Annotated in this window: 24 protein-coding genes; 9 read left to right on the top strand and 15 right to left on the bottom strand. The window is 69.4% G+C overall.

The window, feature by feature from the left end; all coding sequences use genetic code 11:
* Positions 1-67 precede the first annotated feature (67 nt).
* Complete coding sequence (locus ACIA5G_RS33815; protein ID WP_395930638.1) at positions 68-700, top strand: hypothetical protein; 633 nt, start codon at positions 68-70, stop codon at positions 698-700.
* Here the strand turns inward: ACIA5G_RS33815 and ACIA5G_RS33810 are convergent.
* From ACIA5G_RS33810 to efeU, 5 genes are all read right to left on the bottom strand, one after another.
* Complete coding sequence (locus tag ACIA5G_RS33810; RefSeq protein WP_395930636.1) at positions 697-1,614, bottom strand: M56 family metallopeptidase; 918 nt, start codon at positions 1,612-1,614, stop codon at positions 697-699. The two genes, ACIA5G_RS33815 and ACIA5G_RS33810, sit on opposite strands and share 4 nt — an antisense overlap.
* Complete coding sequence (locus tag ACIA5G_RS33805; protein WP_395930634.1) at positions 1,611-1,985, bottom strand: BlaI/MecI/CopY family transcriptional regulator; 375 nt, start codon at positions 1,983-1,985, stop codon at positions 1,611-1,613. Before ACIA5G_RS33805 ends, ACIA5G_RS33810 begins: the two co-directional genes overlap by 4 nt.
* A gap of 26 nt (positions 1,986-2,011) precedes the next feature.
* The gene (locus tag ACIA5G_RS33800) at positions 2,012-2,923 is read right to left on the bottom strand and encodes an undecaprenyl-diphosphate phosphatase (RefSeq protein ID WP_395930632.1); all 912 of its coding nucleotides are present in this window, start codon (positions 2,921-2,923) and stop codon (positions 2,012-2,014) included.
* A 61-nt stretch (positions 2,924-2,984) separates the two neighbouring features.
* Positions 2,985-4,109 carry an iron uptake system protein EfeO gene (gene efeO, locus ACIA5G_RS33795; protein WP_395930630.1) on the bottom strand — a complete coding sequence of 375 codons (1,125 nt, stop codon included), beginning with the start codon at positions 4,107-4,109 and terminating at the stop codon, positions 2,985-2,987.
* A 2-nt stretch (positions 4,110-4,111) separates the two neighbouring features.
* On the bottom strand, positions 4,112-4,957 hold the full coding sequence (efeU, locus tag ACIA5G_RS33790) for an iron uptake transporter permease EfeU (RefSeq protein WP_395930628.1): 846 nt from the start codon (positions 4,955-4,957) through the stop codon (positions 4,112-4,114).
* Positions 4,958-5,189: 232 nt separating this feature from the next.
* Here efeU and ACIA5G_RS33785 point away from each other — a divergent pair, with 232 nt between their 5' ends.
* The 3 genes from ACIA5G_RS33785 (at position 5,190) to ACIA5G_RS33775 (ending at position 7,732) form a co-directional block, all read left to right on the top strand.
* The gene (locus ACIA5G_RS33785) at positions 5,190-5,780 is read left to right on the top strand and encodes a hypothetical protein (RefSeq protein WP_395930626.1); all 591 of its coding nucleotides are present in this window, start codon (positions 5,190-5,192) and stop codon (positions 5,778-5,780) included.
* A gap of 87 nt (positions 5,781-5,867) precedes the next feature.
* Positions 5,868-6,494, top strand: a complete 627-nt coding sequence (locus tag ACIA5G_RS33780; protein ID WP_395930624.1) for a DedA family protein — start codon at positions 5,868-5,870, stop codon at positions 6,492-6,494.
* A gap of 146 nt (positions 6,495-6,640) precedes the next feature.
* Positions 6,641-7,732, top strand: a complete 1,092-nt coding sequence (locus ACIA5G_RS33775; RefSeq protein ID WP_395930622.1) for a phosphodiester glycosidase family protein — start codon at positions 6,641-6,643, stop codon at positions 7,730-7,732.
* Here ACIA5G_RS33775 and ACIA5G_RS33770 read toward each other — a convergent pair.
* Complete coding sequence (locus ACIA5G_RS33770; protein WP_395930620.1) at positions 7,683-8,978, bottom strand: sensor histidine kinase; 1,296 nt, start codon at positions 8,976-8,978, stop codon at positions 7,683-7,685. The two genes, ACIA5G_RS33775 and ACIA5G_RS33770, sit on opposite strands and share 50 nt — an antisense overlap.
* 136 nt (positions 8,979-9,114) lie before the next feature.
* Here ACIA5G_RS33770 and ACIA5G_RS33765 point away from each other — a divergent pair, with 136 nt between their 5' ends.
* The 3 genes from ACIA5G_RS33765 to ACIA5G_RS33755 all read left to right on the top strand — a co-directional run bounded on the left by ACIA5G_RS33765 (position 9,115) and on the right by ACIA5G_RS33755 (position 11,269).
* The gene (locus tag ACIA5G_RS33765; RefSeq protein ID WP_395930618.1) at positions 9,115-9,807 is read left to right on the top strand and encodes a response regulator transcription factor; all 693 of its coding nucleotides are present in this window, start codon (positions 9,115-9,117) and stop codon (positions 9,805-9,807) included.
* Between the two features lie 103 nt (positions 9,808-9,910).
* On the top strand, positions 9,911-10,333 hold the full coding sequence (locus tag ACIA5G_RS33760) for a DUF1707 domain-containing protein (RefSeq protein WP_395930616.1): 423 nt from the start codon (positions 9,911-9,913) through the stop codon (positions 10,331-10,333).
* 105 nt (positions 10,334-10,438) lie between these two features.
* On the top strand, positions 10,439-11,269 hold the full coding sequence (locus ACIA5G_RS33755; protein ID WP_395931342.1) for an undecaprenyl-diphosphate phosphatase: 831 nt from the start codon (positions 10,439-10,441) through the stop codon (positions 11,267-11,269).
* Positions 11,270-11,299: 30 nt separating this feature from the next.
* Here ACIA5G_RS33755 and ACIA5G_RS33750 read toward each other — a convergent pair whose 3' ends face one another.
* The 5 genes from ACIA5G_RS33750 to ACIA5G_RS33730 form a co-directional block, all read right to left on the bottom strand.
* The gene (locus tag ACIA5G_RS33750; RefSeq protein WP_395930614.1) at positions 11,300-11,845 is read right to left on the bottom strand and encodes a hypothetical protein; all 546 of its coding nucleotides are present in this window, start codon (positions 11,843-11,845) and stop codon (positions 11,300-11,302) included.
* Positions 11,846-11,910: 65 nt separating this feature from the next.
* Positions 11,911-13,902: a glycosyltransferase family 4 protein gene (locus ACIA5G_RS33745; RefSeq protein WP_395930612.1), complete on the bottom strand. Its 1,992-nt coding sequence runs from the start codon at positions 13,900-13,902 to the stop codon at positions 11,911-11,913.
* Positions 13,899-14,567, bottom strand: a complete 669-nt coding sequence (locus tag ACIA5G_RS33740) for a DUF998 domain-containing protein (protein ID WP_395930610.1) — start codon at positions 14,565-14,567, stop codon at positions 13,899-13,901. The genes ACIA5G_RS33745 and ACIA5G_RS33740 overlap by 4 nt, the downstream gene beginning before the upstream one ends.
* A gap of 56 nt (positions 14,568-14,623) precedes the next feature.
* Positions 14,624-16,009: an ATP-binding protein gene (locus tag ACIA5G_RS33735; protein WP_395930608.1), complete on the bottom strand. Its 1,386-nt coding sequence runs from the start codon at positions 16,007-16,009 to the stop codon at positions 14,624-14,626.
* On the bottom strand, positions 16,006-16,701 hold the full coding sequence (locus ACIA5G_RS33730) for a response regulator transcription factor (RefSeq protein ID WP_395930606.1): 696 nt from the start codon (positions 16,699-16,701) through the stop codon (positions 16,006-16,008). Before ACIA5G_RS33730 ends, ACIA5G_RS33735 begins: the two co-directional genes overlap by 4 nt.
* A 151-nt stretch (positions 16,702-16,852) precedes the next feature.
* Here ACIA5G_RS33730 and ACIA5G_RS33725 point away from each other — a divergent pair, with 151 nt between their 5' ends.
* Complete coding sequence (locus ACIA5G_RS33725) at positions 16,853-17,308, top strand: DUF1707 domain-containing protein (protein ID WP_395930604.1); 456 nt, start codon at positions 16,853-16,855, stop codon at positions 17,306-17,308.
* A 32-nt stretch (positions 17,309-17,340) separates the two neighbouring features.
* On the opposite strand, the gene ACIA5G_RS33720 is transcribed toward ACIA5G_RS33725, so the two are convergent.
* The 4 genes from ACIA5G_RS33720 to ACIA5G_RS33705 form a co-directional block, all read right to left on the bottom strand.
* Entirely contained in the window at positions 17,341-18,087 is a 747-nt protein-coding gene (locus ACIA5G_RS33720) for an ABC transporter permease (protein WP_395930602.1), read from the bottom strand.
* Between the two features lie 106 nt (positions 18,088-18,193).
* Positions 18,194-18,874: a phosphatase PAP2 family protein gene (locus ACIA5G_RS33715; protein WP_395931340.1), complete on the bottom strand. Its 681-nt coding sequence runs from the start codon at positions 18,872-18,874 to the stop codon at positions 18,194-18,196.
* Positions 18,875-18,955: 81 nt separating this feature from the next.
* Positions 18,956-19,300, bottom strand: a complete 345-nt coding sequence (locus ACIA5G_RS33710; protein WP_395930600.1) for a hypothetical protein — start codon at positions 19,298-19,300, stop codon at positions 18,956-18,958.
* Positions 19,301-19,565: 265 nt separating this feature from the next.
* On the bottom strand, positions 19,566-19,805 hold the full coding sequence (locus ACIA5G_RS33705) for a hypothetical protein (RefSeq protein WP_395930598.1): 240 nt from the start codon (positions 19,803-19,805) through the stop codon (positions 19,566-19,568).
* A 903-nt stretch (positions 19,806-20,708) separates the two neighbouring features.
* On the opposite strand from ACIA5G_RS33705, the gene ACIA5G_RS33700 reads away from it, so the two are divergent.
* Complete coding sequence (locus ACIA5G_RS33700; protein WP_395930596.1) at positions 20,709-23,261, top strand: tetratricopeptide repeat protein; 2,553 nt, start codon at positions 20,709-20,711, stop codon at positions 23,259-23,261.
* Positions 23,262-23,930 lie beyond the last annotated feature (669 nt).

Genomic DNA, 23,930 nt, shown 5'->3' with positions numbered 1-23,930 from the left:
GGCTGGATAGTACACGGCGCGTACTACGTGACGCGTAGTACTCCCTGAGACGTGCCATCCTTGGTCGATGAGCCGAGGTCTGACCCGACGCGCTGCGCGTTCGCTCGCTGCCGAGCCGATCTGCCCGGCCGTACTCGCCGTCGCCGATCACGAGGCGGATCTGCTGGGGCACCCCTACATCGGCGCAGAGCACCTCGAGCTCGCCCGGCTGCTTCTCGCCGGACGCCACGGCGAACTCCGGGAGTACCGGGAACGGCTGGTTCCGGGGGTGCCACCGCGGTGGTGGCGGCCCCGAGGACCTCATTCGGCGCTGCGCCGGGCCGGCCGGGACCGGACTGCCGCTGCCCAGCGCGCTGCGTGGGAGCGGGAGGCGCTTGCTGTTCAGCGGGTGCTTCCGGAACGACTGCGGGTGGGCCTCCCCGGGAACGGGCGAATCACCGCTACGGCGAGCTGGCTGGGCGCCGTCTCCGTCGTTCTGTGGGCGGGCAGCTGGATCCTCGTGTGGCACGAGATCTTCCGCTGGCACCACATGACGAAGACCCTGCGGTTCCAGGTACGGGACATCCCGCCGGGAATGCCCGAGCCGAAGCCGGGCCTGCCGGTCATCGCACTCCGGGTGGTCGCGATCGCGTCGCCGGTCATCGCGGTCGTGAGCTTCGGCGTCGCGAAACGCGGTAGAAGGAGGGACGGCGGCAATTAGCGGCTGTCGGCCTGGGCGATCTCGATGCCGTCGTGGAGGTCGGCCGCGCTGTCGAGGGCGGTCTGGGCCGAAAGGCCCGCGATTCCGATGACCACCGCGCTCAGCAGCACCACGGGAAGCAGGCCGTGGGGCCCGGTCGAGGGATTCAGCAGCGCCGATACGCGGCGGGGGACCGGTCCGCCGGTCGCGGCGAGCGCGAAGCCGTGGTGCGGGCGACCGGCGAGGGCGGCCTTGGCGACCGCGTGCGCGACGACCGTCCGGTCGCCGATCCGGTGTGCCGCGGTTTCGTCGGCCCAGCGTTCGAGGGCGAAGCTCGCGGCCGAGCACAGCGGGCGCAGCAGCGGGTTCAGGGCCGAGGACAGGGTCAGCGCCATCAGGAAGAAATGGTGACGTGAGGCGAGGTGCGCGCGTTCGTGGGCCAGCAGCGCGGACCGTTCGTGCGGGGTCAACGCGGCCAGCATGCCGCTGGAGACCGCGATGCGCCCGCCGCGGCCGGGCACGGCGAACGCGACCGCTTCGTCGCCCGGCAGCAGCACGACGCCGTCGCGGCCATGCTCGTCCAGTTCGCGTGACAGCCGCCGCGCCCATCGCACGTACCGGACGATGGTGCGCGCGAGCAAAGCCGTGAGGACGGCCAGCGCGACGCCGCCGGCGATCGACGCCGGGACGTCGATCCCGCTCTCCGCCCGGAACGCCTGGGGTGACCAGCTGCCGAGGTCGGCCACCGCCGGGAGCAGGGACAGCCCGGCGAACGCGAGCAGCGCCAGTGCCGCGGTGCTGCCCGCGGCGAGGACCAAGCAGGCGCCGGTGAGCAGCCAGCTCGCGGCCCGCGGCGGCAGCCCGGGCGCGACCAGCCGCGCCGCCGGCCACGCCAGCAGAGGCAGCAGCAGCGGGATCACCAGGTCCGTGGTCACGGCCGGCCGCGCAGGAGGTCGCGCAGGACGGCTTCGTCCGATTCGGACAGCTGGGTCACGAACCGGGCCAGCACGCTGTCGCGATCCGGTTCGGCGTCGAGGACCTTGGTCATCTTCCGCGCGGCCAGCCCGGCCTCGTCGTCGACGGCGTGGTAGCGGAACGAGCGCCCGTGCTTCTCCCGGGTCGCGACGCCCTTGTCGTGCAGCCGCGTGAGGATCGTCACGACCGTGGTGTAGGCGAGTTCGTCTTCGAGCCGGGCCTGGACGTCAGCCGGGGCGAGGGGTTCGGCGGAACTCCACAGCACGCTCAGCACTTCGGCCTCGAGTGTGCCAGGCGCTCGTCGTGCCGTGTCCTTCCGCCGGTCTCGCATGCCCTGAATCTACACCGCTGTCGTAATCAGCGGAGGGTGAGCACGGCCAGCGCGCCCGCTCCGGCGAGCACGCAGTAGATCGCGAACGGCATGAGCGTCCGGGTGTGGAAGTAACGGGTGAGGAACCGCACGGCGAGGTAGGCGCTGACGAAGGAGGCGAGGCTGCCGACCAGGACCTGGCCGTGGATCCCGGCGCCGAGCGGGCCGAAGAGGTCGGGGATCTTGAGTACGCCCGCCGCGAGGATCACCGGGGTCGCGAGCAGGAAGGAGAATCGCGCGGCGTCTTCGTGGGACAGCCCGCGCAGCAACCCGGCGACCATCGTCACGCCGGACCGGCTGATCCCCGGGAGCAGGGCGAGCACCTGGGCGCTGCCGATCAGGACGCCGCGGCCGAAGGACATGCGCGACAGCCGTTCGTCGGCGGCGACGTCGCTGTCGGTGGCGGCGCCGGGCGAGTCGGCCGGAACCGGCGCCGCTGTCGCGTTCGCCCGGCGCCGGAGGAGCTCGCCTCCGTAAAGGACGACGCCGTTGGCGATCAGGAAGGCGGCGGCCGGGATCGGCTTGCCGAGCGTGGTGCGGAACAGGTGCTCCAGCAGCAGGCCGCTCACCCCGACCGGGATGGTCGCGAGGACGATCAGCCAGGCGAGCCGTTCGCCGGACGTCTGGACCCGGCGGTGCCGGATCGAGCTGAAGAACCCGCCGATGATCCGGACCCAGTCTCGCCGGAAGAACAGCAGCAGCGCGGCGGCGGTGGCCACGTGCAGGCCCACGATGAACGCCAGGTACGGCGACTCGGGCGTGGACACGCTCAGGTCGTGCGCCCACCGCCCGCCGATCACCGCCGGGATCAGGACGGAATGCCCGAGGCTGGACACCGGGAACAGCTCGGTGACGCCCTGGAAGGCGCCGACGACGATCGCTTCGAAGTAGTCCAGCACGGCGCCTTCCAGGGGAATCTCTACGATAATGTAGAAATACTACCCGACTGTAGAAGTACGTTTACTTGGCCACGACCTCCGCGACCTTGCTCAGGGGTTCGGACAGCGCATCGACCGCGGCGGCGAACTCCTTGACCTGATCTTTCGACAGGTCGGTGTAGAGCTTGAAGGTGTCCCCGGTGCGCTGGGCGTCGAGCAGCTTCTGCACGTCGGCGAACCGGCTGTCGATCGCGGTCACCAGCGCGCGGTCGCGCTGGGCGAGTACGGGGCGCAGGGACTGGATGGCCGCCTTCGAGCCGTCCACATTGGCCTGGAAGTCGCTGAGGTCGGTGTGCGAGAAGGCTTCCTCTTCTCCGGTGATCTTGCCGGTTGCGACTTCGTCGAGCAGGCTCTTGGCGCCGTTGGCCAGGTCGAGCGCGCTCAGGTGCAGAGCGGCGGCCTTCTGGCCGAGTGAGGTGACGTCGGTGACGAGCCGGTCGGCGACGGAGCCCGAGTCCGGTTGCAGGCCGGTGACCCACAGGTCCTTTTCAAGGCGGTGGAAGCCGGTGAACTTCCGGCCGGGTTCGAGGTCGGCTTCGCGGACGTCGATGGCCGGGTCGAGGTCGCCGAACTTGGCCGCGACCGGCTCGATCCGCTCGTAGTAGACGCGCGTGCGGGCGTACTGCGCCTTGGCGCCGGCCACGTCCCCGGCTTTGACCGCCGCGGCGAACTTCTTCGACTCGTCGGCGAACGCGCCGGTCTGGCTGCCGATGTAGCGGGCGTAGCTGCGAGTTGCGTCGGCCAGTTCGGCGTTCGCGTCGGTGCCCTTGGCCGCGCCGCCGGTCACGGTGAACGTGCCGCGGATCCCGGTGCCGGCCATGCCCGGTTTGCAGGCGGTCTGGTAGGTGCCACCGCCGGTGACCTCGACGATCAGCCGCCGGTTCAGGCCGGGTGCGATGTTTTCGACTTCGCCCATGATCCGGTCACCCTCGCCGTAGAGGTAGAACTCGGTGACCTTGGTGCCCTGGTTGACGATCTGGAAGGTGATGTTCCCGGCCGGCGCGGTGGTGGCCGACACCTGGCAGGCGGTGTCCGTGGCGGTGACCGTGATCGGCCCGCCGGGCGCGTCGGCCGAGGGCTGGGCGTCGCACGCCGCGACGAGGGCGAGCGCGGTCACCGCGACTCCGGTCCGCAGGGCGGTCGACATGGTCACTCCTTCGGTTCGGCCGCGGCCGGGGACGGGGTTGCGTTGACTCGTGCCGGACGCAGGAAGAGCGGCAGCACGATCGCGACGTAAAGCACCCAGGCGATTGCCTGGAGTGCGGTGGTCTGCTGGGAGTAGTTGAAGATGCCCTTGAGCAGCGTGCCGTACCACGAGGTCTCCGGGAGGACGCCGGAGGCGTCGAAAGCCAAAGTGGACAGGCCGGGGAGGAAGCCGCCCTCCTGCAGGTCGTGCAGGCCGTAGCCGAGCACGCCCGCGGCCACGAAGACGAGCAGCACGCCGGTGATCTTGAAGAACTTGCCCAGGTCGAACCGCAGCGCGCCGCGGTAGAGCAGCCAGGTCAGGGCGACCGAGATGAGGATCCCGATGGTGAAACCGAGCAGCGGCACGGCGGTCTCACCCCGGGCGGTTTGCACCGAGGCGTAGAAGAAGACCGAGGTCTCCAGTCCCTCGCGGCCGACGGACAGGAAGGACACCAGCACGATGGCGAGCGGCCCGAGCCTCAGCGCGTTCTCCATTTTCCCGCGCAGCTCGGCGGAGATGTGCCGGGCGGCGGTGCGCATCCAGAAGATCATCGCGGTGACGAACGCCACGGCCACGATGGACAGCGTGCCGCCGACCAGCTCTTGGTGGGCGAAGGTCAGGTGTGCGGTGGTGTAGGTGAGGATCGCGCCCACGGCGACCGAGAGAAGCACGGCCGCGGCCACGCCGGGCCACACCCAGCGCAGCGCCGATCGCCGGTCGGTCTTGACGAGGAACGCCACGAGGATGCTCACGACGAGCGCCGCCTCGAGCCCTTCCCGTAGGCCGATCAGCAGGCTGGAAAACAACAACGCGCGACTCCCTGGCGATCCATGGGTGAGGTGAACGTCGCCAGCATTAGGTAAGCCTCACCTTCAAATCCAGGTGCGGGTCAAGAGTTAGTGAAACTTTAGTAATGGACAAAACGGGCATGGATGACTGAGGCGCTGATGAGAGCGCCGGTGGGCAAAGATCCTCCAGCGCACGGCAAAGGCGCGGTTAACGGTGCTGTGTCGGGCGTATCCCGTGGCGCATCCTCACGTCATGAGGCGAGTGGACGACGTGGTGGGGCGAATGCGGCTGTTCAAGCCCCTCTTCCTCCGGTCGGCCCGTGGCCCCGACCGGCTCGAAGCCGTCGTCGCGCTGCTGCTTGGCCTGCTCGTCCTCGCGTCGGTCGCGGTCATCTGCGGACGTGTCGTGGCCGACTACGACCAGTTGACCGCCACGGCCGCTGCGGACGGCCGGTCGCGGCACCAGGTCGCCGCGACCGTTCGGCCGGACCTCCCCGTGCCGTCCGCTGCGGCACCGGCAGGAGGTGGGCTGATCTCCGTCACCGTCACCTGGGTCGCGCCCGGCGGCCGGGTGCGCAGTGGCGTGGTCCGCCTGGGCGCGGGTTCCGCACTGCCGCCGCAGGTGTGGTTGTGGGTCGACGGGACGGGCGCCCAGGTCGCGCCACCGCTGAGCGGTTCGGAGGCGTTCACCACGGCCATCCTCGGCGGTCTCGTCTGGGAGTCCGTGGTGCTCGTCGTCCTCGGCGGCGCCTACCTAGTCACCCGAAGGGCGCTGGACCGGCATCGTGCCCGGCTGCGGGAGCGCGACTGGCTGGGGCGGCGAGGTGGCGCGACCACGCCGTGAACGGGGCGGGTGGCAGTCGAATACGACATCAGTGTAGAACTACTACATAGCTGTCGAAGTAAGCTTCCCGCGGAAGGCGGAGGTCCGATGAACCCCTTGAGCGCGACGTCCTGGCTGTCGAGCCTCGGCACGGCCGGCGTCTTCCTGGCCTTGTTCGCCGAGACCGGCCTGCTGATCGGGTTCTTCCTGCCCGGGGACTCGCTGCTGTTCACCGCAGGCCTGTTCTGCACCACCAGCGCCACGGCCACGGTCCACCTTTCGCTGCCCGCGGTGCTGGTCGCATCCGTCGCCGGCGCGCTTCTGGGTGCGCAGACGGGATTCTTCCTCGGCCGCCGCGGCGGACGGGCGCTGCTCGCGAAGTCACGCAACCCCCACCTGCATCGCGGAATGGCGAGGGCCGAAGAGCTTTTCGGCCGCTACGGCCACGCGAAGGCCATCGTGCTCGCGCGATTCGTCCCGGTCGTGCGGACCGTCTTGAACCCGCTGGCCGGAATCCTCGAGGTGCCCGCGCGGACGTTCGCGCTCTGGCAGGTCCTGGGTGGTGTCCTGTGGTCGGTCGGTGTCACGATCGCGGGCTACGTCCTGGGTTCCAGCATTCCCGGCATCGACCAGTACCTGCTGCCGATCGTGGCCCTCGTCGTCGTGGTTTCGCTGATCCCGCTCGCCCTGGAATTGCGTCGCAGCCGCAAGCAGCGCACCGGCGACCGCGCTTAGCTGTTCGCTTGCAATTCGATGGACTGGCTCGAACCACGGTCTCGTTACGGTGACTTATGTTCGATGCCGCAAGCCAAACCGGAAGAACACCCGTCGCGAAACCGCCGGTCAAGCGTCGCCGAAAGCGCTTGCGGCGAGTGCTTGTCGTGTTGTCGTTGCTGATCATCTACCCGGGCGTCACCTACGTCCAAGCGCTCACCGCCCCCGGCGCCGCGACGTTCGCCGCGCGCACCGCGGACTGGGCCCGCCAGATGGGTGCCGGACCGGTCGTGAACGCGGTGGAAAACTGGTACTACACCAGGCATCCGCCAGCCAACAGCGCGCCGAACGCGAACGCGGTCCCCGTGCCGGTCGGCTCGACGGCACCGGCCGGTGACCTGGCGAACGCACCCGCTCCGCTGCTCACCCTGCCCGGCGGACTCCACGGTGAGGGTGCCTGGGCGCCGGGTGCGCGAACGGCCGGTGGGCAGCCGGCGGACTACACGACCTTCCTCCGTCCCGATCCCGCCCACACCAGCGTCGTGGCGGCGGTCGTGGCTTTCGACCAGAAGTGGACCGGCCTGCACCTGATCGCCGGCACCAAGGAACCCGGCGGCCACTGGCCCGAGGGCGCGCAGGTCCCCGACGCCCTGCGTCCGTCGTTGCTGGCGACCTTCAACTCCGGCTTCAAGTTCCGCGACACCCCGGGCGGGTTCTACGCCGACGGTCAGGCCGGGATCCCGCTCAAGAACGGGATGGCGTCGTTGGTCATCGACAAGTCCGGCGTGGCCGACGTCGCACTCTGGGGCCGGGACGCCCGCCTGACCCCGGATGTCGCCGCCGTGCGGCAGAACCTCGAGCTGGTCGTCGACGGCGGCCGCCCCGTGCCGGGGCTGTCGGGCAACCCGGCCGGGCAGTGGGGGAGCGCGAAGAACCAGTTCCAATTCACCTGGCGGTCGGGCGTGGGCGTCGACGCCCAGGGCCGGCTGATCTACGTCGCCGGGGACCAGCTGACCCTGACCGCGCTCGCGAGCGCCCTGTCGACCGCAGGCGCGGTGCGAGGTATGGAACTGGACATCCACGGCGGGATGGTGAGCGCCAACCTGTTCCGGCCCGACATCGCCGGCTCGTCGCCGAAGACGCTGACGCCGGACATGCCCACGGCGCCGGACCGCTACCTTTCCGCGGACCAGCGCGACTTCTTCGCGGTCACTGCTCGAGCGGGAGCCCTGCACGCGCCGACGGCAGCAGGAGGGTGAACGTCGTCGGCACCGATCCGCTCAGCTGCAGCCGGCCCCCTTCGGCCTCGGCTAGATCCCGGGCCAGCGCCAAGCCGATGCCGGACCCGCCGGCGCCGCTGTGCCCGCGGGTGAACATGGCGGGCACGTCGACGGCGCCCCGGCCCTCGTCGGCGACGTCGATCGCGAAGGCGTCGGCGCTGTCCCGGGTCGTGACCGTCACGGTGCCGCGGCCGTGGACGACGGCGTTGTCGAGCAGGACCCCGAGGATCTGCCGGACCGCGGCCTCGGCCGCCCTCGGCCGTCCCGACGCCTGACGGTCGACCCGCAGCCGGCGGCCCTGGCCGGCGAGCAGGCTGCGCCAGCCGGCGTCGACGTCGCGCAGCAAGTTCTCCGGCTCGATCACGCCCCGGTCCTCCGGAGGCCGGTTGGCCAGCGTGACCAGGTCGTTGATCGTCGTCTCCATCCGGTCCATCCGCGTGAGCGCGGCTTCCACTGCGGCTTCGAGGTCCTGACCGGGGGGATCGAGTGCGGACTCGAGCTGCAAGCGCAATCCGGCCAGCGGCGTGCGCAGCTGGTGTGACGCGTCCGCGGCGAGCGCCCGCTGGCGGTCGAGAGCGTCGCCGATCCGGACCCCGGCCTGGTCCAGAGCTTCGGCCAGCTGGTCGATCTCGACGATCCCGCTGACCGGGGCGTGCACGGTGAAGTCGCCGCCGCCGAGCCGGGCCGCGGCCGCGGACAGCTGCTCCAGGGGCCCGGCGACCCGGACGGCGAGCCGCGCGGCCAGCAACCAGGTCAAGGCGAGCGCGGCGACCGCCAGCCCGGCCATCGCCAGCCAGGAGACCGCGACCTTCTGGTACCACTCGGTGTGCGGCGTCGACACACGCACGATGCCTTGCAGCTCCGAATCACGCAGGATCGGCACGGCGACCACGAGATCCGCGCCGACGTCACCGGCCACGATCTCCCCGGAGCGGGCGCGTTCCACCACCGCGTCGCCGGTCGCGGGACCGTTGCCCGTCTTCAGGGTTCCTTCCGGCGTGTAGAGGCCGGTCGTGTCCTCTTCGGACACCGGGAACCGCGGCAGGGTCGCGTGGCTGAACACGTCGTCGGCGACCGACAGTGCGGCGGCATCGGCGGTGCGCTCGAGTTCCGTGCGTTCGTCCTGCGCGAAGTAGCTGGCGACCCCGATCGCCAGCGGTACTCCGAAGAGGCTGGTCGCCAGCAGGGCAGCAGCGACGGCGAGCAGGATGATGCGTCTGCGCATGGCGATAGTCTGCCCGCGCGGATGCGATTCCCGCCAAAGCTGCGCGTCAAGGTTAGCGTCGGGTTAGCGCGTGGCTCAAACGGGTTAAAATTTCGATTCTCATGGTTCTCTAACGGACATTCGCTAGCATTTCCCCATGGCGGCAGTTCTCCTCGTGGAAGACGATGAAACCATCGGAAGCCTGCTCGAATCCGCGCTCCGCATGCACGACTACGAAGTCATGTGGTCGCGCACCGGTGGCGAGGCGCTGCGCCGGATGACCATCGACGAGTACGACATCGTCCTCCTTGACCTGGGGTTGCCCGACCTCGACGGCATCGAGGTGTGCCGGCGTGCCCGCGGGATCACACCCACCGCCCTGATCATCATGATCACGGCGCGGACACAGGAGATGGACGTCGTCATCGGGCTGGAGGTCGGTGCAGACGATTACCTGACGAAACCGCTCCGGCTGCGTGAACTGCTGGCGAGGTTACATGCGCACCTGCGGCGCGGGACGTCCTCGAACGTGGTCCCGTTGCGGTTGGGTGACATGGTCGTGCAGGTAGCTGCCCGCCGGGTGACCCTTGCCGGCGACGAGGTCGCGTTGCGGCCGAAGGAGTTCGATCTGTTGCAACGCCTGGCGCAGGAGCCCGGTGCGGCGGTCAGCCGGGACACGCTCATGGCCGATGTGTGGGACACCCACTGGCGGGGTTCGACGAAGACGCTGGACGTCCACATCGTGACGCTGCGCCGGAAACTCGCCGAAGCCGCCACGAACAGCGTCACCGCGCCGACGATCACGACCGTCCGCGGGTACGGGTACCGCCTCGAAGTGCCGGCTCCGTGATTCGTTCTTGCCCGGTGTTAACCCGGCCATAGCAGGTGGCGAACGCGGGCCTCGATAGTTTGACGACGGAATGCAGGGACACATGATCGATCCGGGACGTGCGATGGCTGATCCGAGCGGGATCCGGTGCTCGGACGCCGAGCGTGAAGAGGCACGACAGCACCTGGCCGAAGCCGCAGGCGAAGGCAGGCTCACGGTCGATGAGGTCGAGGAACGCCTGACCCGGGTTGCCGCGGCCCGGTATCGGGACGAGCTCGCGGAGACCACCGCGGACCTGCCCCCGCCGGCGGCCCCGGCGAGCTCGTCCACCGGTTGGCTACCGGTGCTGGCGTCGGCCAGGAACCAGCTGGGCGCGGACCTCGCCGCACTGGTCGGCCGGGGCGGACAGGTCATGAGCAAGCGGCGCCGGCTGGCGATGCTGGTCGCGGTGCTGGCGGTGGCTGTGCTGTTCGCCGCACTGGTCGTGGCCGCGTTCCACGGCTTCGGAGACGACGGCTTCGAGCACCACGGAGCCGACCGAGGCTGAGCAACGCCAAGAGGGTTTCCATCCCGTCTTGGCAGGCACCCGGGGTTCCCCCTCGACCCCCTTCCGGGTGCCTGCCATTCCCCAGTGAAGGACCGTTCCTTGAGCGTGATCGACCTCGGCCAGTCCGTGATCCTCGGCATCGTGGAGGGGCTGACCGAATTCTTGCCGGTGTCGTCCACCGGGCACCTGAAGATCACCGAGGGGCTGCTCGGCATCCCCGTCGACGACCAGTCGGTCGTCGGCTTCACCGCGGTGATCCAGGTCGGCGCCATCGCGGCGGTGCTCGTCTACTTCTTCCGCGACATCGTGCGGATCGTCGGGGCCTGGGGACGGGGACTCGTGAAAGCCGAGGCGAGGGAGGAGTTCGACTACAAGTTCGCGTGGTGGGTGATTCTCGCGACGGTGCCCATCGTGGCCGCCGGCCTGCTGTTCCAGTCCCTCGTGAAGGGGCCGTTGGCGTCGCTGTGGGTGGTTGCGGCGTCGTTGATCGTCGGCAGCGCGATCATGTGGGCGGCCGACCGCTTCGGCACGGGCAAGCGCACCGAGGCCGACACGACGTTGACCGACGCGATGCTGGTGGGGTCCTCCCAGATCTTGGCGTTGCTGTTCCCGGGCTTCTCTCGCTCCGGCGCGACGATCTCCACCGGCCTGCTGCGCGGCCTGGACCGGGTCGCGGCGACGCGGCTGTCGTTCTTCCTGTCGATCCCGGCGTTGACCGGAGCGGGGCTGTACGAGCTGAAGGATGCCTTGGGCGGCAGTCTCGACGTGGTGCCGTTGGTGGTCGGCACGGTGGTCTCGTTCGCCGTGGCGTACGGGGCGATCGCGTGGCTGCTGAAGTTCGTGGTCGGGCACACGTTCACGGCGTTCGTCGTGTATCGGGTCATTGCCGGGGTCGCGCTGCTGGGCTTGCTGACCACCGGAGTGCTGAGCGCCTGAGCCGTTTCAACAGGCTGGCAGGGATCGGGGCTACTCGCTTTCGGGCAGCTTGGACACCAGCACGTGCGCGATCTCGGCCACCGTCGCCGTCGCGGCTTCGCGAGTGGCGGGATCGAGGTTCTCCACCACCGCGTGGCTGGGGCCGGCGAGCTGGAGGATGTTGTCCGCGCCGGCGTGCCTGGCCATCCGGAGGGAGACAGTCTGCCCGCCCGGGAAGGAAAGCTGTAGCGCGGTGGCGTCGACCTTCGAAGCGGCTTCGGGATGTCCGTGACCGGCGGCCCGCTCGACGATCGGGTCGCCATGGCCCTCCGCGATCAGGGTGTCCAGCGTGGCCTGGACGATGCCCTCCCCGCGTGCGGCGAGATCGGTCAGGCTCGCGAACCGCGCGTCGGGCTCGTCGGGGAGCTGGAGCAGTTCGACGACGCGGTGGAGCGCGTTCATCGCGTGCCACGCGGCCAACGTCAGGGAATCGGGTCTCGGTGCGTCCTCCGCCCGCATCGACGGGCCGAGACACGCTGCCAGCCGGTCGGCGAGATCAGCCAGCTTCGCCGCGTCGATCAAGCTGCGTTCGGGCATGCCGCACTTTCACAGGGAACGGGTAAGCGCCCGACCAACCAGCGTTGGCCGAGCGCTTACCCGGGTCAAGCGGCCTGGCCGAGCACGGCCGGCGTCGACGCCCCCAGCAGGATCCGGTACTGCGCCTCGAAAGTGGCCAGCGCGTCGTCGATGTCGTGCCGTGCGACGATGGCGCGGGACACCTCGCCCATGCGAGCGCGCGCGTCCGGATCCGCGGCCAGGTCGGCGATCCACCGTGAGATCGTCGTGATCGCACCGGGTTCGAACAGGTAGCCGTTCTCGCCGTGGTGGACGAGGTGGGGCAGGGCCAGCGCGTCGGCGGCGACGACCGGGAGGCCCGCGGCCATCGCCTCCATGGTGGCGAGGCTCTGCAGCTCGGCCGTGCCGGGCATGCAGAACACGTCGGCCTCGGCGTAGCGGCGGACGAGCTCGGCGTCGGAGACGAACCCGTGGTACGTCACGCGGTCGGCGACGCCCAGCTCGGCGGCGAGCTCTTCGAGCTCCTGGCGGCGGGTGCCGTCCCCGACGAGGTCCGCGCGGACGTGCGGCAGCGGGGCCAGGGCGCGCAGCAGTTGGTCGATGTTCTTCTCCGCGTCGAGCCGGCCCACGAACAGCACCGACATCGGCCGGCCGGTCGGGCGGGCGGCCGGCACGGCGTAGTGGGCGAGGTCGATGCCGCAGGACACGACCTGCGCCGGCCGGCCGAGACCGATTCCCGCGAGGACCTCGGCCGCTCGCGGCGTCGGCGTGGTGACCAGACGGGCGTCTCGGTAGACGCGCACGAGGTCCTTCCACGCCCAGCGGGCGATCGCCTCCTTCACCCGGCGGGGGAAGGGCGTGTAGCCGAGGAGGTTGTCGGGCATGAAGTGGTTGGTGGCCATGCCCGGGACAGCGCGTTCGGCGGCGGTCTCGAGCAAGGCGCGGCCGACGCCAAAGTGGGCCTGGACGTGGACTACGTCTGGGCGGACCTCGTCGAGGATCTCGCCGACGGCCGGGCGGGCGCCGCCGGGGGTGCAGAACCGGTAGTCGCCGTGGAACGGGATGGCGCGCGAGCGGAGCCGGTGGATCGTGTAGCCGTCACGCTGTTCGGTGCGGGCCGGGCCGTCGTCGGACGGACAGACGACGTGGACGTCGTGGCCGCGGCCGGCGAGGCCGCGGGCCAGGCGCTCGGCGAAGAAGGCCGCGCCGTTGATGTTGGGCGGGAACGTGTCGGCGCCGATCAGGACGCGAAGGCCGGTCGGGTGCTCGGGCACGGATTTCTCCTCGATCGTCGGATGGGCTTGCGGAACGGCACCGGCGAGCACACGCACACCGGCGAGAGCGACGACCGCGGCGAGCGCGGCCGCGGGCTGGGGGACTTCGCCGTAGGCCAGGGCGGCGACGGCGACGGCGGTCAGGGGGTCGAGCACGGTGGTTGTGCCGACGACGACGGCGGTGGGCCCGGCGGCGTAGGCGCGGTGCAGGATCACGCCGCCCGCGCCGAGCAGCAGCAGGGCCTGGCCGCCCAGGAAGGCTGCCGTGGTCAGCGGTTGCGACGCGGCGGCGTGCACGACCGACGAGCCGAGTCCGAAGAGGACGGCCGACGCGGCGGCCAGCGCGGCGCAACCGGCCCGGGCGAACCACACGAGCGCCGCGATCACGAACCCGATGACGGCCACCCCTTCGGCCGTTCCCGCGCTGATCGCCCCGGCCGGGGCGGCCGAGGCCGCCAGCGACACGAACCCGGCCACGCCCGCCACCACGAGCACGACACCGGTCACGACCCGGCGGTTGCGGGCGCGCCGTCCGAACAGGACGGTCAGGACCAGGCTGAACACGCCGAGCGGCTGGACCACCGAAAGCGGGGCCAGCGACAGGGCGACGACGTGCAGCAGGCTGCCGCCGGTCGCCAGCCCGGTCCCCGTCCACCAGCCGGGAGAGCGCAGGAGCCGGGTGAGGGTGCGCAACCCGGGCGTGCCCTCGACAGCCAGCTCGGCGACCTCGGCGTGCTGCCGGGTCGCGGCCACCGCGAACAACACGGCGGCGGCCAAGGCGCACACGATGGCGAAAGCAGTCATCGGATGGCCTCCGAAGCGACGGTGGCCGGGGAGCGCAGTGGACTGCGCGCGGCGCGTCGCAGGGCGAGCGCCATCGTGACCACGATCAGGAATTCGGCCAGCAGCGCCGCGCGTTCGAGCAGGCCGGCCGGGAGCCAGCCGACCACCTGGGCGGCGCCGAACGCGGCCGCGGTGACGACCCCGGCGATCGCGCCGCGCCGCAGCGCCGGGGCCGCGGCGGCCCAGCGGGGCTCAGCTCGCAACCGGGCGCTCAACGTCCAGGCCGCCAGCGGCAGGCTGGCGAACAGGACCGCCCCGCCCGCGCGGTGGATCTCGCCCGACACGGTGGGGTCCGCCGCGCTGAGATTGCTCCGGAAGACCAGGACCACCAGGAGCCCGGCCGTCCAGAGCAGGAACAGCGTGCTCACCAGCGGGCCGCTGGGCAGGGCCGCCAGCTGCGCGGCGACCGCGAGCGCGGCCGCACAGGCGAGCAGCAGCAGGATGGCGACCGTGAACGGCAGCCGGCCGCCGCGGTGCCAGGCGTAGTCGCTGACCGGGTCGCGCCAGGGGCTGACATGGCCGGCCAACCCGAGGGTCAGCCCGGTCATGATCGCCTGCGCGATCGCGGCCATGACCAGCGTCAGTGTCGCCAGTGGGGTCGGCCGGAGCGCGGTCCGTGGAGTCACTCCTCAGACAGTGCTGGCCCTGCATGAGAGTTCGATGAAGATCGCGCTGAGTTTCCTTAAGAAGCGACCAGCGGGAAGACGAGATCGAACCGGGCGCCCCCGCGGTCGGCGTGGTCGGCCGAGGCCCGCCCGCCGTGCTGGGTGATGACCTGTTCGACGATGGCCAGCCCGAGCCCGGAGCCGGGGAGCGCGCGGGCGGTGTCGGCCCGGTAGAACCGCTCGAACACGTGCGGCAGATCCGCCTCGGGGATGCCCGGGCCTTCGTCGTCGACGCGCACGCGGACCGTGTCACCCTCGACCGACATGGTCACCTGCACGCTGCCACCCGGCGGCGACCACTTCGCGGCGTTGTCGAGCACGTTGAGCACCGCCCGCTCGAGGGCGGCGGGACGCGCGAGCACGTCGGCGTCGGCCAGCTCGGCTTCGAACGCCACGTTCGGCCAGCGAGACCGGGTGCGTTCGACGGCCGTGCTGACGATGTCGGCCAGCGCGATGCGCTCCTCGGCTTCGGTCGGTCGTTCCCCGGTGGACAGCTCGACCAGCTCGCCGATCAGGGCCGTCAGCTCGACGGCTTGGGTGTCGAGGTCGGTCAGCAGCCTGGACCGGTCTTCGGCCGACAGTTGCCGCTCAGGGTTCGCGTCGGCGTGGATCAGCAGCTCGATGTTGTTGCGCAGGCTCGTCAGCGGGGTGCGCAGCTCGTGGCCGGCGTCTTCGACCAGTCTCCGCTGCTCGTCGCGGGAACGGCTCAGCGCGCCGAGCATCGAGTTGAACGACGTCGCCAGCCGCCCGATCTCGCCGCTCGCGGTGACGTCGATCGCCGCCGACAGCTCCTGGGTGCGGGCGACGTTTTCGGCAGCCGCGGTGAGGTTGTCGACCGGCTGCAGCGCCGAGCGGGCGATCGCCCGGCCGACCACCGTGGCGCCGAGCACCCCGGCGGCGGACACGACCAGCAGCCAGAAGCCCAGCCGGGCCAAACTGTCCTCGACGTCTTCGGAGTCCTGGGCGACCTGGACCGTCCCGCCGTCGGAGCCCGAGACCGTCCACATGCGGAACCGGTCGCCGTCGCCGCGGTGGACGTTGGACGCCCGGCTGACCGAGAACGGCGCTTCCGGCGGCGGAGGCGGGAGCTCCGGGATCGCGCCCGCGGTTCCGGTGACGACGCCGGCGGCCGAGCGGAACTGGACGGTGAGGCCGTTGTTCCGGTCGGGCCCGGGCTTGCTGCTGGTGGAGCGCAGGGTCGAGAGCGCCTCCTCCGGCGAGGCGGCTTTCGCGGCGAGCTGGGCGTAGGACTGCAGCCGGGCGTCGAACTGATCGTAGAGGTCGGCCCGGGTGATACCCCAGGAGATCGCCGAGACCGTCACGACGGCGAGCGCGACCGCGGCGGCCACCAGAGCGCCGAGCCGGGCGCGCAGGGACAGCTGCTTCCAGCGAGGCCGTTTCACAGCGGTTCCTCGCGCAAGACGTATCCGACGCCCCGCACGGTGTGCAGCAATCGGGATTGGCCATCGGCTTCCAGCTTGCGCCGCAGGTAGCTGACGTAGACGTCGAGCCCGTTGGACGCGGCCCCGAAGTCGTAGCCCCAGACGTGCTCGAACATCGCGGAGCGGGTCAGCACGATCCGGGGGTGGCGCAGGAAGGTCTCGAGCATCGCGAACTCGGTGCGGGTCAGGTGCAGGGCCCGGTCGCCGCGGAACACTTCCCGGGTCGCCGGGTCGAGGGTGACGTCGGCGAACTGCAGTGCCGGGGGAGCGGCGGCTGCGGGCGGCGCGTTGTATTCGGTGCGGCGCAGCAGCGCGCGGACGCGAGCCAGCAGTTCCTGTAGCGCGAACGGCTTGACGAGGTAGTCGTCGGCTCCCGCGTCGAGGCCCGCCACCCGGTCGGTGACGGCGGTCCGCGCGGTCAGCATGAGAACGGGCACGGTGTTGCCTTCGGCTCGCAGCACCCGGCACACCTCGAGGCCGCCGAGCACCGGCATGGTGACGTCGAGCAGCACGCCGTCGGGGCTCTCGTCGCGGATCAAGGCGAGCCCGGCGGCGCCGTCGCCCGCGATGGAGACGGTGTAGCCCTCGAACCGCAACGTCCGCGAAAGCGAGTCCTGCACGGCGGTCTCGTCGTCGACGATCACCAAGTGCACTCGGCGTCCTTTCGTCCCGTTATCGATGACACACGGTAACTGTAGTTGAGGTTCTCGGCGGGGCGCCGAACTCTCATCGAAGATTAACGTTCGCCCCGATTTTCGCGGTTAGCCTCGGGAGAGGTCATTTTCGGACGGGGAAGAGGAAACGATGAGCGAGAACGCGACAGGCACCACTGTGCCCGAAGGGATCCGCTGCTCGGACGCGGAACGTGAGCAGGTCCGGGCCGCTCTCTACGCGGCGGCCGGGGAAGGCCGGCTGACCATGGACGAGGTCGAAGAACGGCTCGGCCGCCTCGAGCAGATCCGCTACCGGCACGAACTGGCCGCGGTGACCGCCGATCTGCCGGCGCCGGAGCAGACTGCCCCCAGAGGGTGGCGGCAGATCCTCGCTGCAGCGGGAGCGGCCCTCGCGGCGGAGGTCGCGGTGCTGCGTGGCCGGGCACCCGAACCCACGCCCGGCCGTCGCCGGCTGCTGATCGTCCTTACCGTCCTCATCGGACTGCTCATCACCGCGGCGATCGTGGTGGGTGCCGTGCACGGCTTCGGCGCGGACGGCTTCGAAGGTCACGGACCGGACGCCCTCGAACATGGCCACGGCGGCTGACCCCGCTGCTTCGTTCGTGCGGTAGCGAGTGGTCAACCTGTTCGGCTGAGTTTCCCGGCCGCCACCAGCTGCACGGTCACCAGGATCGAAACGGCTTCGGCGGCGAGCAGCCCGATCAGCACCAGCACCTGGGTCATGCCCGCTTGGAGGGGCCCGGCGCCGCCCAGGAGGACACCGACGTAGGCGCCCGGCAGGGTCACCAGGCCGACCGTGCGGGTCTGGTCGAGTGCCGGGATCAACGCGTGACCGGCTGACGGGCGGCAGATCTCCAGCGCCGCCGGCCTCGGCGTGAACCCGAGCGCGAGCGCGGCCTCGTACTCGCCGTAGCGGGACTTCAGCTCGTCGAGGGCGCGGCGGGCGGCCTGCGAGGTCGCGGTCATCGCGCCACCGATGACGATGCCGGCGATCGGCACGACAGCGATCGGGCGAAGGGGGACCACGCCCGCCACGAGGACGAGCGCCAGCACCGGGGCCACCCCGGCCGCGATGGCCGCCGCGGTCCACGGCAGGTTCGCCCAGGTGCCGACGCGGCGTGCAGAGGTCATCGCGGCGATGCTGAACATCAGCAGCACGAACAGGCCGGTGAGCGGGGCCGAGCGCAGGACGGCGGTGATCACCAGGGACACCAGGGCGAGCTGCGCGACGGCCCGGACGACGGCGATCAGCACGGCCCGGCCCTGGCCGAGCTCGCCCCAGCGGACCACGGCGGCACCGGCCACAGCGAGCAGGGCCAGCACCGCGATGAGAGCGGGCCCGAAGGTGATCGCGGCGTTGTTCACGCTGCCGATTCTGCCCCACTTCCCAGTGCGTGCAGGCTGATCGCTCAAGTCGTCCTCAGTAGACGGTGGAAGCGGAACGCTCGCGGCCGGTTCGAGCAAGGCGAAGTCACGCGAGGTACGACGAGGTCGCCACCCGCTCGTCGAGCCGCTGGAACACGAGCGCCCCGGACAGCCACGCCGTCACGAACGCCAGGCTGCCGAGCACGTCGGTCGGCCAGTGCACACCGAGGTAGACCCGCGTCCAGGCGATCAGCAGGGCGTAGCTGGCCGCGAGCGGCCAGACGAGCCACCGCGGAGCACGATCGAACCGCCGCACGACGAGCCAGGCGATCAGCCCGGCGGCCAAGGCGGCATCGGAAGTGTGGCCCGAAGGGAAAGAGAAACCGCCGGCGTAAACGGCCCAGTCCACCATCGCGGGCCGCGATCGCGCGAGTAGTTCGGAGATGCCGAAGCGGAGCAGGACGGCGAGCAGCATCGTCAGGAGAACGAGCACGGCGCGGGTCAGCCGAGCCGAGATCACCCCCGGAGTCAAGGCTGCGGCGACCAGGAAGACCAACGGAGCGGTGAACGTCGAGGAGGCCGTCGAGGTGACCACGGCTGCCGCGGAAATCCAGCCGGGTGTGCGATTCGCGAGGATCCAGGCATGGACGTCGTGGTCCAAACCGGCGGCCCAGGGGAAGATATCGGTCGCCGACAAGAGGAAAACCACGAAGACGCCCAGTGCGGCGACGGCGCCCCAGACAGGCTTTCGGACACTCAAGCCGGCGGTGTGCTCCGGCAACGACATCGACGCCACCAGCTCAAACTATGGCGGCGGGGGCCAGGAACCGGTTTTCGGCAGGCTAATGCGCGTTAACCTGGCGGTGGCTCAGCGGACGCTCGTGATCGGCGCGATGAGGGCCGCGCCGAGGGCGCAGGCGAGCATGGCGCCGAGGAAGGCGGGCAAGAATCCGGCGCCCAGGCCGACGAGCAGGGAACTGGCGACGGGGGCGAGGACTTGGCCGCCGGTGTTGGCGATGTTGAGGATGCCCAGATCGTGCGCCCGGGAGCCGGAACTGGGCAGGACTTCGCTCATGAGTGCGGTGTCGACGGCACAGTAGATGCCGAACGCGACGCCGCCGACCAGCGCGAAGCCGATCATGCCGCCGACGCCGTGTCCGGTGCACTGCGTACCTGAGGACGTCGCGTCCTGGCGTGCGGTTACACCCTTCACCCGGATGCCGCGCGTGGGTGAGCTTGACCGGCTTGGCTTGACAGAGGCCGCCGCTTCTCGCAGTATCCGAACAAGTGTTCGAGGAGTGTTCCGGGTTCGCTCGTGACTTCCCCACGCGGGTGTCTCCGGTGCGTATTCGTGGTGCTGGAGGTGCGTGGTGGCGGTGCCGGAGGCGGTGGCCGGGCTGGCGGCGATCCCTGGCGCCCGCACGGCCGCCCAGCTCGGCGAGCCGAACCTGGACGCTGCCTCGGCTCCTCCTGGGTCCCTACCGGTGACGCCCGTGCTCGCGGGGCTTCTGGCCATGACCGGAAATGAGGTTGTCGGCCATGTCACGCTGCCAGCCCTGTGACGACACGCGGTCTTGGTGACGGAAGGTGGAGGTGCGTCCGTAGAAGGCGAACCGCAACCCGTCGTTGACCTGCACTGGAGGAGAAGTACGGGTGGATTTGCCGGTGGTTATCCACCGTGCGATCAGGTCGGCCGTCCCGCCGGTGGAGTCGGCCACTTGAGGCGAGGATGTGTGGGGTGGGGTCACCCTGGACGGATGTCGCGCCCGCCGAGTCATGACGGCGGGCTTCGAGCCGTTCATCCGATCAGTGCAGTCGCAATCCGCCGTCGCCTGTATAACGTCCTATGCGGCGACACGTAGTCGATGTCGGTGCCGGTGGCCTTGAAGAACGGTGACAGTCGCGTCCGGCGCAGAAATTGTGCCGCCGCTACCCGGGTCCGGGATTGGATCGGATGCTGAGCTCGGCACTTGCGCGCTGCGGCCGCGCCGAGCAACTCGACCTGGCTGCCCGGCGTGGAGGCGCTACGCCCCTGGTTACTGCCGGAAGAGGATTCAGAGTCGGGTTGGCTGCTCAAACCGGATATCGCATACGATGGGCCGATGGTGCGGTCAGTGACCGCCTGCACACAAGTTGAACGCCACGACAAGCTCCCACATCAAACCAAGATCGCTGTGGGAAGTCAGCGACAACAGATCGAACACAGGTACGACTACGTGGCCTGATCCTGAGGGAAGTGACCGGCGCTGTCAAACCGAGAGTGGGCGACATTGCTCCTGTAGCAACAGGTGGTTCAGGCGAGAACAAACTGGCCGAAGGTCCGCGCTGGAAGCCTGAATTCTGATGGCCATACAGCTGGAGCGGGCCGATAGATTGGTGAGGCCTTGTCGGGGCGAGTTTGCAGATGGACAATCTCAGGAATCCGTCAGCCATCGTGATCGTCATGCTGCTACGCCCAACGGAACATCGTGCTGCCCTGTCACGATCCGCAAACGACAAGCGATGATGTCTGTGTGCCTCGTCGTCGATGGTTCCTATGGGTCGTTGCGGGCCTCGCTGCGGTCCTGGCCGGTGGTGGGACCTTCTGGTTTGGGCTGGAGACTGCGGACAAGGTCGGCAGCGTGGTCGGCGCAGTGTGTGGGGTGCTGGGACTTGGTCTCTCGGCGTACGGCGTGCTGCGAATTCAGCAAACTGAGCCCCCGACAATTTCGATCACCGGTTCGACGTTCACCGGGCCGGTGACGGAGGCGGCACAGCAGCAGGTGCGGGCGCTGCCGCAGCCTGGGGCAGTGCGGTCGCGTGTGTTCGGTTCGATTCCACACCGAGCGTGGCGGTGGCAGCCACGGCCACGAGAAGAGAGGGCGGTGCGGAGGGCGCTGGGGCGGCATGGCCAGGCGGCGCTGGTCGCGCTGCCTGGTGCGCGGGGTGTGGGGAAGTCGCAGCTCGCCGCCGGGTACGTCCGGTTGTGCCTTGATCGGGGCTACGACTTGGTCGCATGGATCAACGCCGAGTCCGGTTTGTTGCCAGAACTATTTGCTCTGGCTACTCATCTGGAATTGCCGGGGGCGGCGGAGATGACCCCGAAGGGGGCGGCGGCAGCAGTCCGCCGGTGGCTCGAACAGGACAGCCGGGCTCGACGGTTGCTGGTGTTCGACAACGCCGACGATCCGGAGGCGCTGCGTCTTTACCTCCCGGCGGTGGGGTCGGCGAAGGTGCTGATTACCACCAACCGGCAGGAAGTCACTGCGATGGGCGGGACCGGCGTCGTGGCAGTCCGGACGTTCACCTCGGCCGAGGGGATGGCGTTTCTGACCCGCGCGACCGGGCTCTCTCCAAGTGATGACGGAATGCGCCTGGGTGAACTGCTGGGATGGCTGCCGCTGGGACTGGCTCAGGCGGCGGCGTTCATCGCCAGGACGGGAGCCACTTACACCGAGTACGCCACGCTGCTGCAGGGCCAAAACCTGGATGAGTTGCTGCGTCAACGGGCCGGGGCTGACCACCCGGGGGTGCTGAAGGCGACCCGGCTAGCCCTGAGCAGGCTGGCCAAGGTCGACGGTGGCCATGACGCGGTCCGGTTGCTGAACGTCTTGTCGTTGTTGTCGCCGGATGGGATGAGCCTGGGGCTACTGGTGTCGGCCGAACCGCAGCTTGGCTTGCACGGCGGGATGTGGGCGGCAGTGGGAGCTTTGGTCGATGCGTCGCTGGCCACGATCGGCGGCGATAGCCGGAAATACGCCGGCGGCGTGGACCGTCGGGTCATCGCGGTGCATCGACTCACGGCGTCGGTCGTCAGACATGAGTTTGGCGCCGCCTCGGGAGGCAATGGACCCGCCGTTGTGAACACGTCAGCCCGAGTCCTGGAGGCACTCACCAACCGATTCCCTCGCGACCAAGTTGCGCTGCGTCGCGACGAGCTGGACGAGATCGCCGCCCACCTCGATGCCGTTCTCAGCAACACCGACGATCCATCGCATCTGCTGCTGGAGCAGATCAATCGAATCGCTCTGCTTCTGCGAGACGCGGGCGACCTAACCCGTGCCCTAGTTCTGTTCAGGCAAAATCTCACGGCGTGCGAGCGGGTGCTGGGCGCCGAGCACCCGGATACCTTGGGATGCCGCGTCAATTTCGCCTCCACTTTGCGGGAGGCAGGGCGGCCGGATCAGGCGATCCCCATGCTCGAGCAGGCTCTCGCTGAATCTCGCCGGCTGGTGGGATTCAAAGAGCTGGACAGGCTGATTTTTCAAAGTAACCTTGCCAGTGCCTATCGGTTAGCGGGGCGGTTGAATGAGGCGGTTGCCATTGGCGACAGGACTCTCGCCGACCAGCAGCGACTGTTTGGGCCAGTGCACCGGGACACCCTAAACTCGTGCAACGACCTCGCATCCGCGTACTGTTCGATCGGGCGATTTGACGAGGCGATCGCCCTTAGTGAGGAGACTATCGGCGCATGTGAGTCGGCGCTGGGTTCCGAGCACTCGCAGACCTTGCGGTCGCGGGTCAACCTCGCCTTCATATATAGGTGTTCAGGGCGGCTAAGCGTCGCAATCCCCTTGTATCTGAAGAATATTGCCCTCCTGAAGCGGGTATTGGGAGAGGATCACCCGGACACCTTGAATGCACACAATGGCCTGGCCATCGCCTACTGCTCGGCGGGGCGGGTGACTGAGGCGCACATGCTGTTTGTGGAGACTTTGGCAGCAAGGGAGCGGGTGTCTGGAGCTGACCATCCGGATACCCTGAATCTGCGCAATAACCTCGCCATCGCCTATTCCTTGGCTGGACGGCCGGGTAAGGCAATGGCCTTGCACGAAGAGACCCTGGTGGCAAGAGAGCGAGTGTTGGGAGTCGACCATCTGGACACCCTGCGCTCACGCAATAACCTTGCCATCGCCTACTGTGGGATGGGGCGGGTGCATGAGGCAATAGACCTGCATCAGCAGACTCTCTTCGACCAGCAGCGGATTCTGGGATTCGAGCACCCGGACGCCTTGAACTCGAGTAATAACCTCGCCAACGCATTGCGGTCGGCGGGGCGGATGACTGACGCGATTGCCCTGTGCGAGAGAACCCTCGCCGCATGCGAGCAGGTGCTGGGCTCTGCTTACCCCCTTACGGAAACCGTTCGGGGCAATCTCGAGGACATGCGCTGCCGTCGCAGCGCGCGGGAATGACGTATCAGATCGAGGCGCTGTCGACGCGGGCTGTGATCGTCGCACACCGTCGTGGCCGGCGGGTGAGGCTGTCCCGGAGAGCGAGAGCACGAGTCGACGGCGCGCTACAGATAGTGATCCATGGTCGCACGGTCGACGTTGCCGCGACGCCTCTCTATCACTCGGTCGGCCTGGCGGCGCTCACGGCGATAGATTGGATGTAACGTATCTGTTCAGGTCATTTTCTGGCTGTGAGCGGGCGTGTGGGATGATCTTTTTGTGGGGGAAGGTGTTCGTCCGTCGTATGACGAGCTGGCCGCGCTGGTCGCAGCGCAGGCGGTGGAGCTCGCTCGTGCACGGGAGGACATCAACCTTCACCTCCGCCGGAAGTCACTGAAAAGGCCAGGTAGCTCGATGTAGAAGTCGGTCAGCTGCGAAGGAGGATCTGTCCCGGCTCTGCTCAGCGGGCTGGACCAGCTCAAACTTCAGTCCCTCGACAACGACGTGGGACGGCGACGACGCGCCGGACCTCACCAGGGCCACCGCCTACGCGGTGAAGGGCAGCACGAGAGGTGACCGCTGGTACGTCCTGCCCGACGGCACCGTCCGCTATCGACGAGCTGACGGAACCTTCGCCACGCTTGAAGATGCCGGTGGTGCCGCCGCTGTGGATCACCCTGCCGATACTGC

The sequence above is a fragment of the Amycolatopsis sp. NPDC051758 genome, from assembly GCF_044453095.1.
GTDB lineage: Bacteria > Actinomycetota > Actinomycetes > Mycobacteriales > Pseudonocardiaceae > Amycolatopsis.
The sequence above is the reverse complement of the archived record's forward strand: the minus strand, read 5'-3'. Positions and strand labels throughout refer to the sequence as shown.

Excerpts from the sequence above, each read along its gene's own strand:
- ACIA5G_RS33815 (WP_395930638.1), top strand. The coding sequence starts at position 68 with ATGAGCCGAGGTCTGACCCGACGCGCTGCGCGTTCGCTCGCTGCCGAG.
- ACIA5G_RS33805 (WP_395930634.1), bottom strand. The coding sequence starts at position 1,985 with ATGCGAGACCGGCGGAAGGACACGGCACGACGAGCGCCTGGCACACTC.
- efeO (WP_395930630.1), bottom strand. The coding sequence starts at position 4,109 with ATGTCGACCGCCCTGCGGACCGGAGTCGCGGTGACCGCGCTCGCCCTC.
- ACIA5G_RS33785 (WP_395930626.1), top strand. The coding sequence starts at position 5,190 with ATGAGGCGAGTGGACGACGTGGTGGGGCGAATGCGGCTGTTCAAGCCC.
- ACIA5G_RS33780 (WP_395930624.1), top strand. The coding sequence starts at position 5,868 with ATGAACCCCTTGAGCGCGACGTCCTGGCTGTCGAGCCTCGGCACGGCC.
- ACIA5G_RS33770 (WP_395930620.1), bottom strand. The coding sequence starts at position 8,978 with ATGCGCAGACGCATCATCCTGCTCGCCGTCGCTGCTGCCCTGCTGGCG.
- ACIA5G_RS33765 (WP_395930618.1), top strand. The coding sequence starts at position 9,115 with ATGGCGGCAGTTCTCCTCGTGGAAGACGATGAAACCATCGGAAGCCTG.
- ACIA5G_RS33760 (WP_395930616.1), top strand. The coding sequence starts at position 9,911 with ATGGCTGATCCGAGCGGGATCCGGTGCTCGGACGCCGAGCGTGAAGAG.
- ACIA5G_RS33750 (WP_395930614.1), bottom strand. The coding sequence starts at position 11,845 with ATGCCCGAACGCAGCTTGATCGACGCGGCGAAGCTGGCTGATCTCGCC.
- ACIA5G_RS33745 (WP_395930612.1), bottom strand. The coding sequence starts at position 13,902 with ATGACTGCTTTCGCCATCGTGTGCGCCTTGGCCGCCGCCGTGTTGTTC.
- ACIA5G_RS33725 (WP_395930604.1), top strand. The coding sequence starts at position 16,853 with ATGAGCGAGAACGCGACAGGCACCACTGTGCCCGAAGGGATCCGCTGC.
- ACIA5G_RS33715 (WP_395931340.1), bottom strand. The coding sequence starts at position 18,874 with ATGTCGTTGCCGGAGCACACCGCCGGCTTGAGTGTCCGAAAGCCTGTC.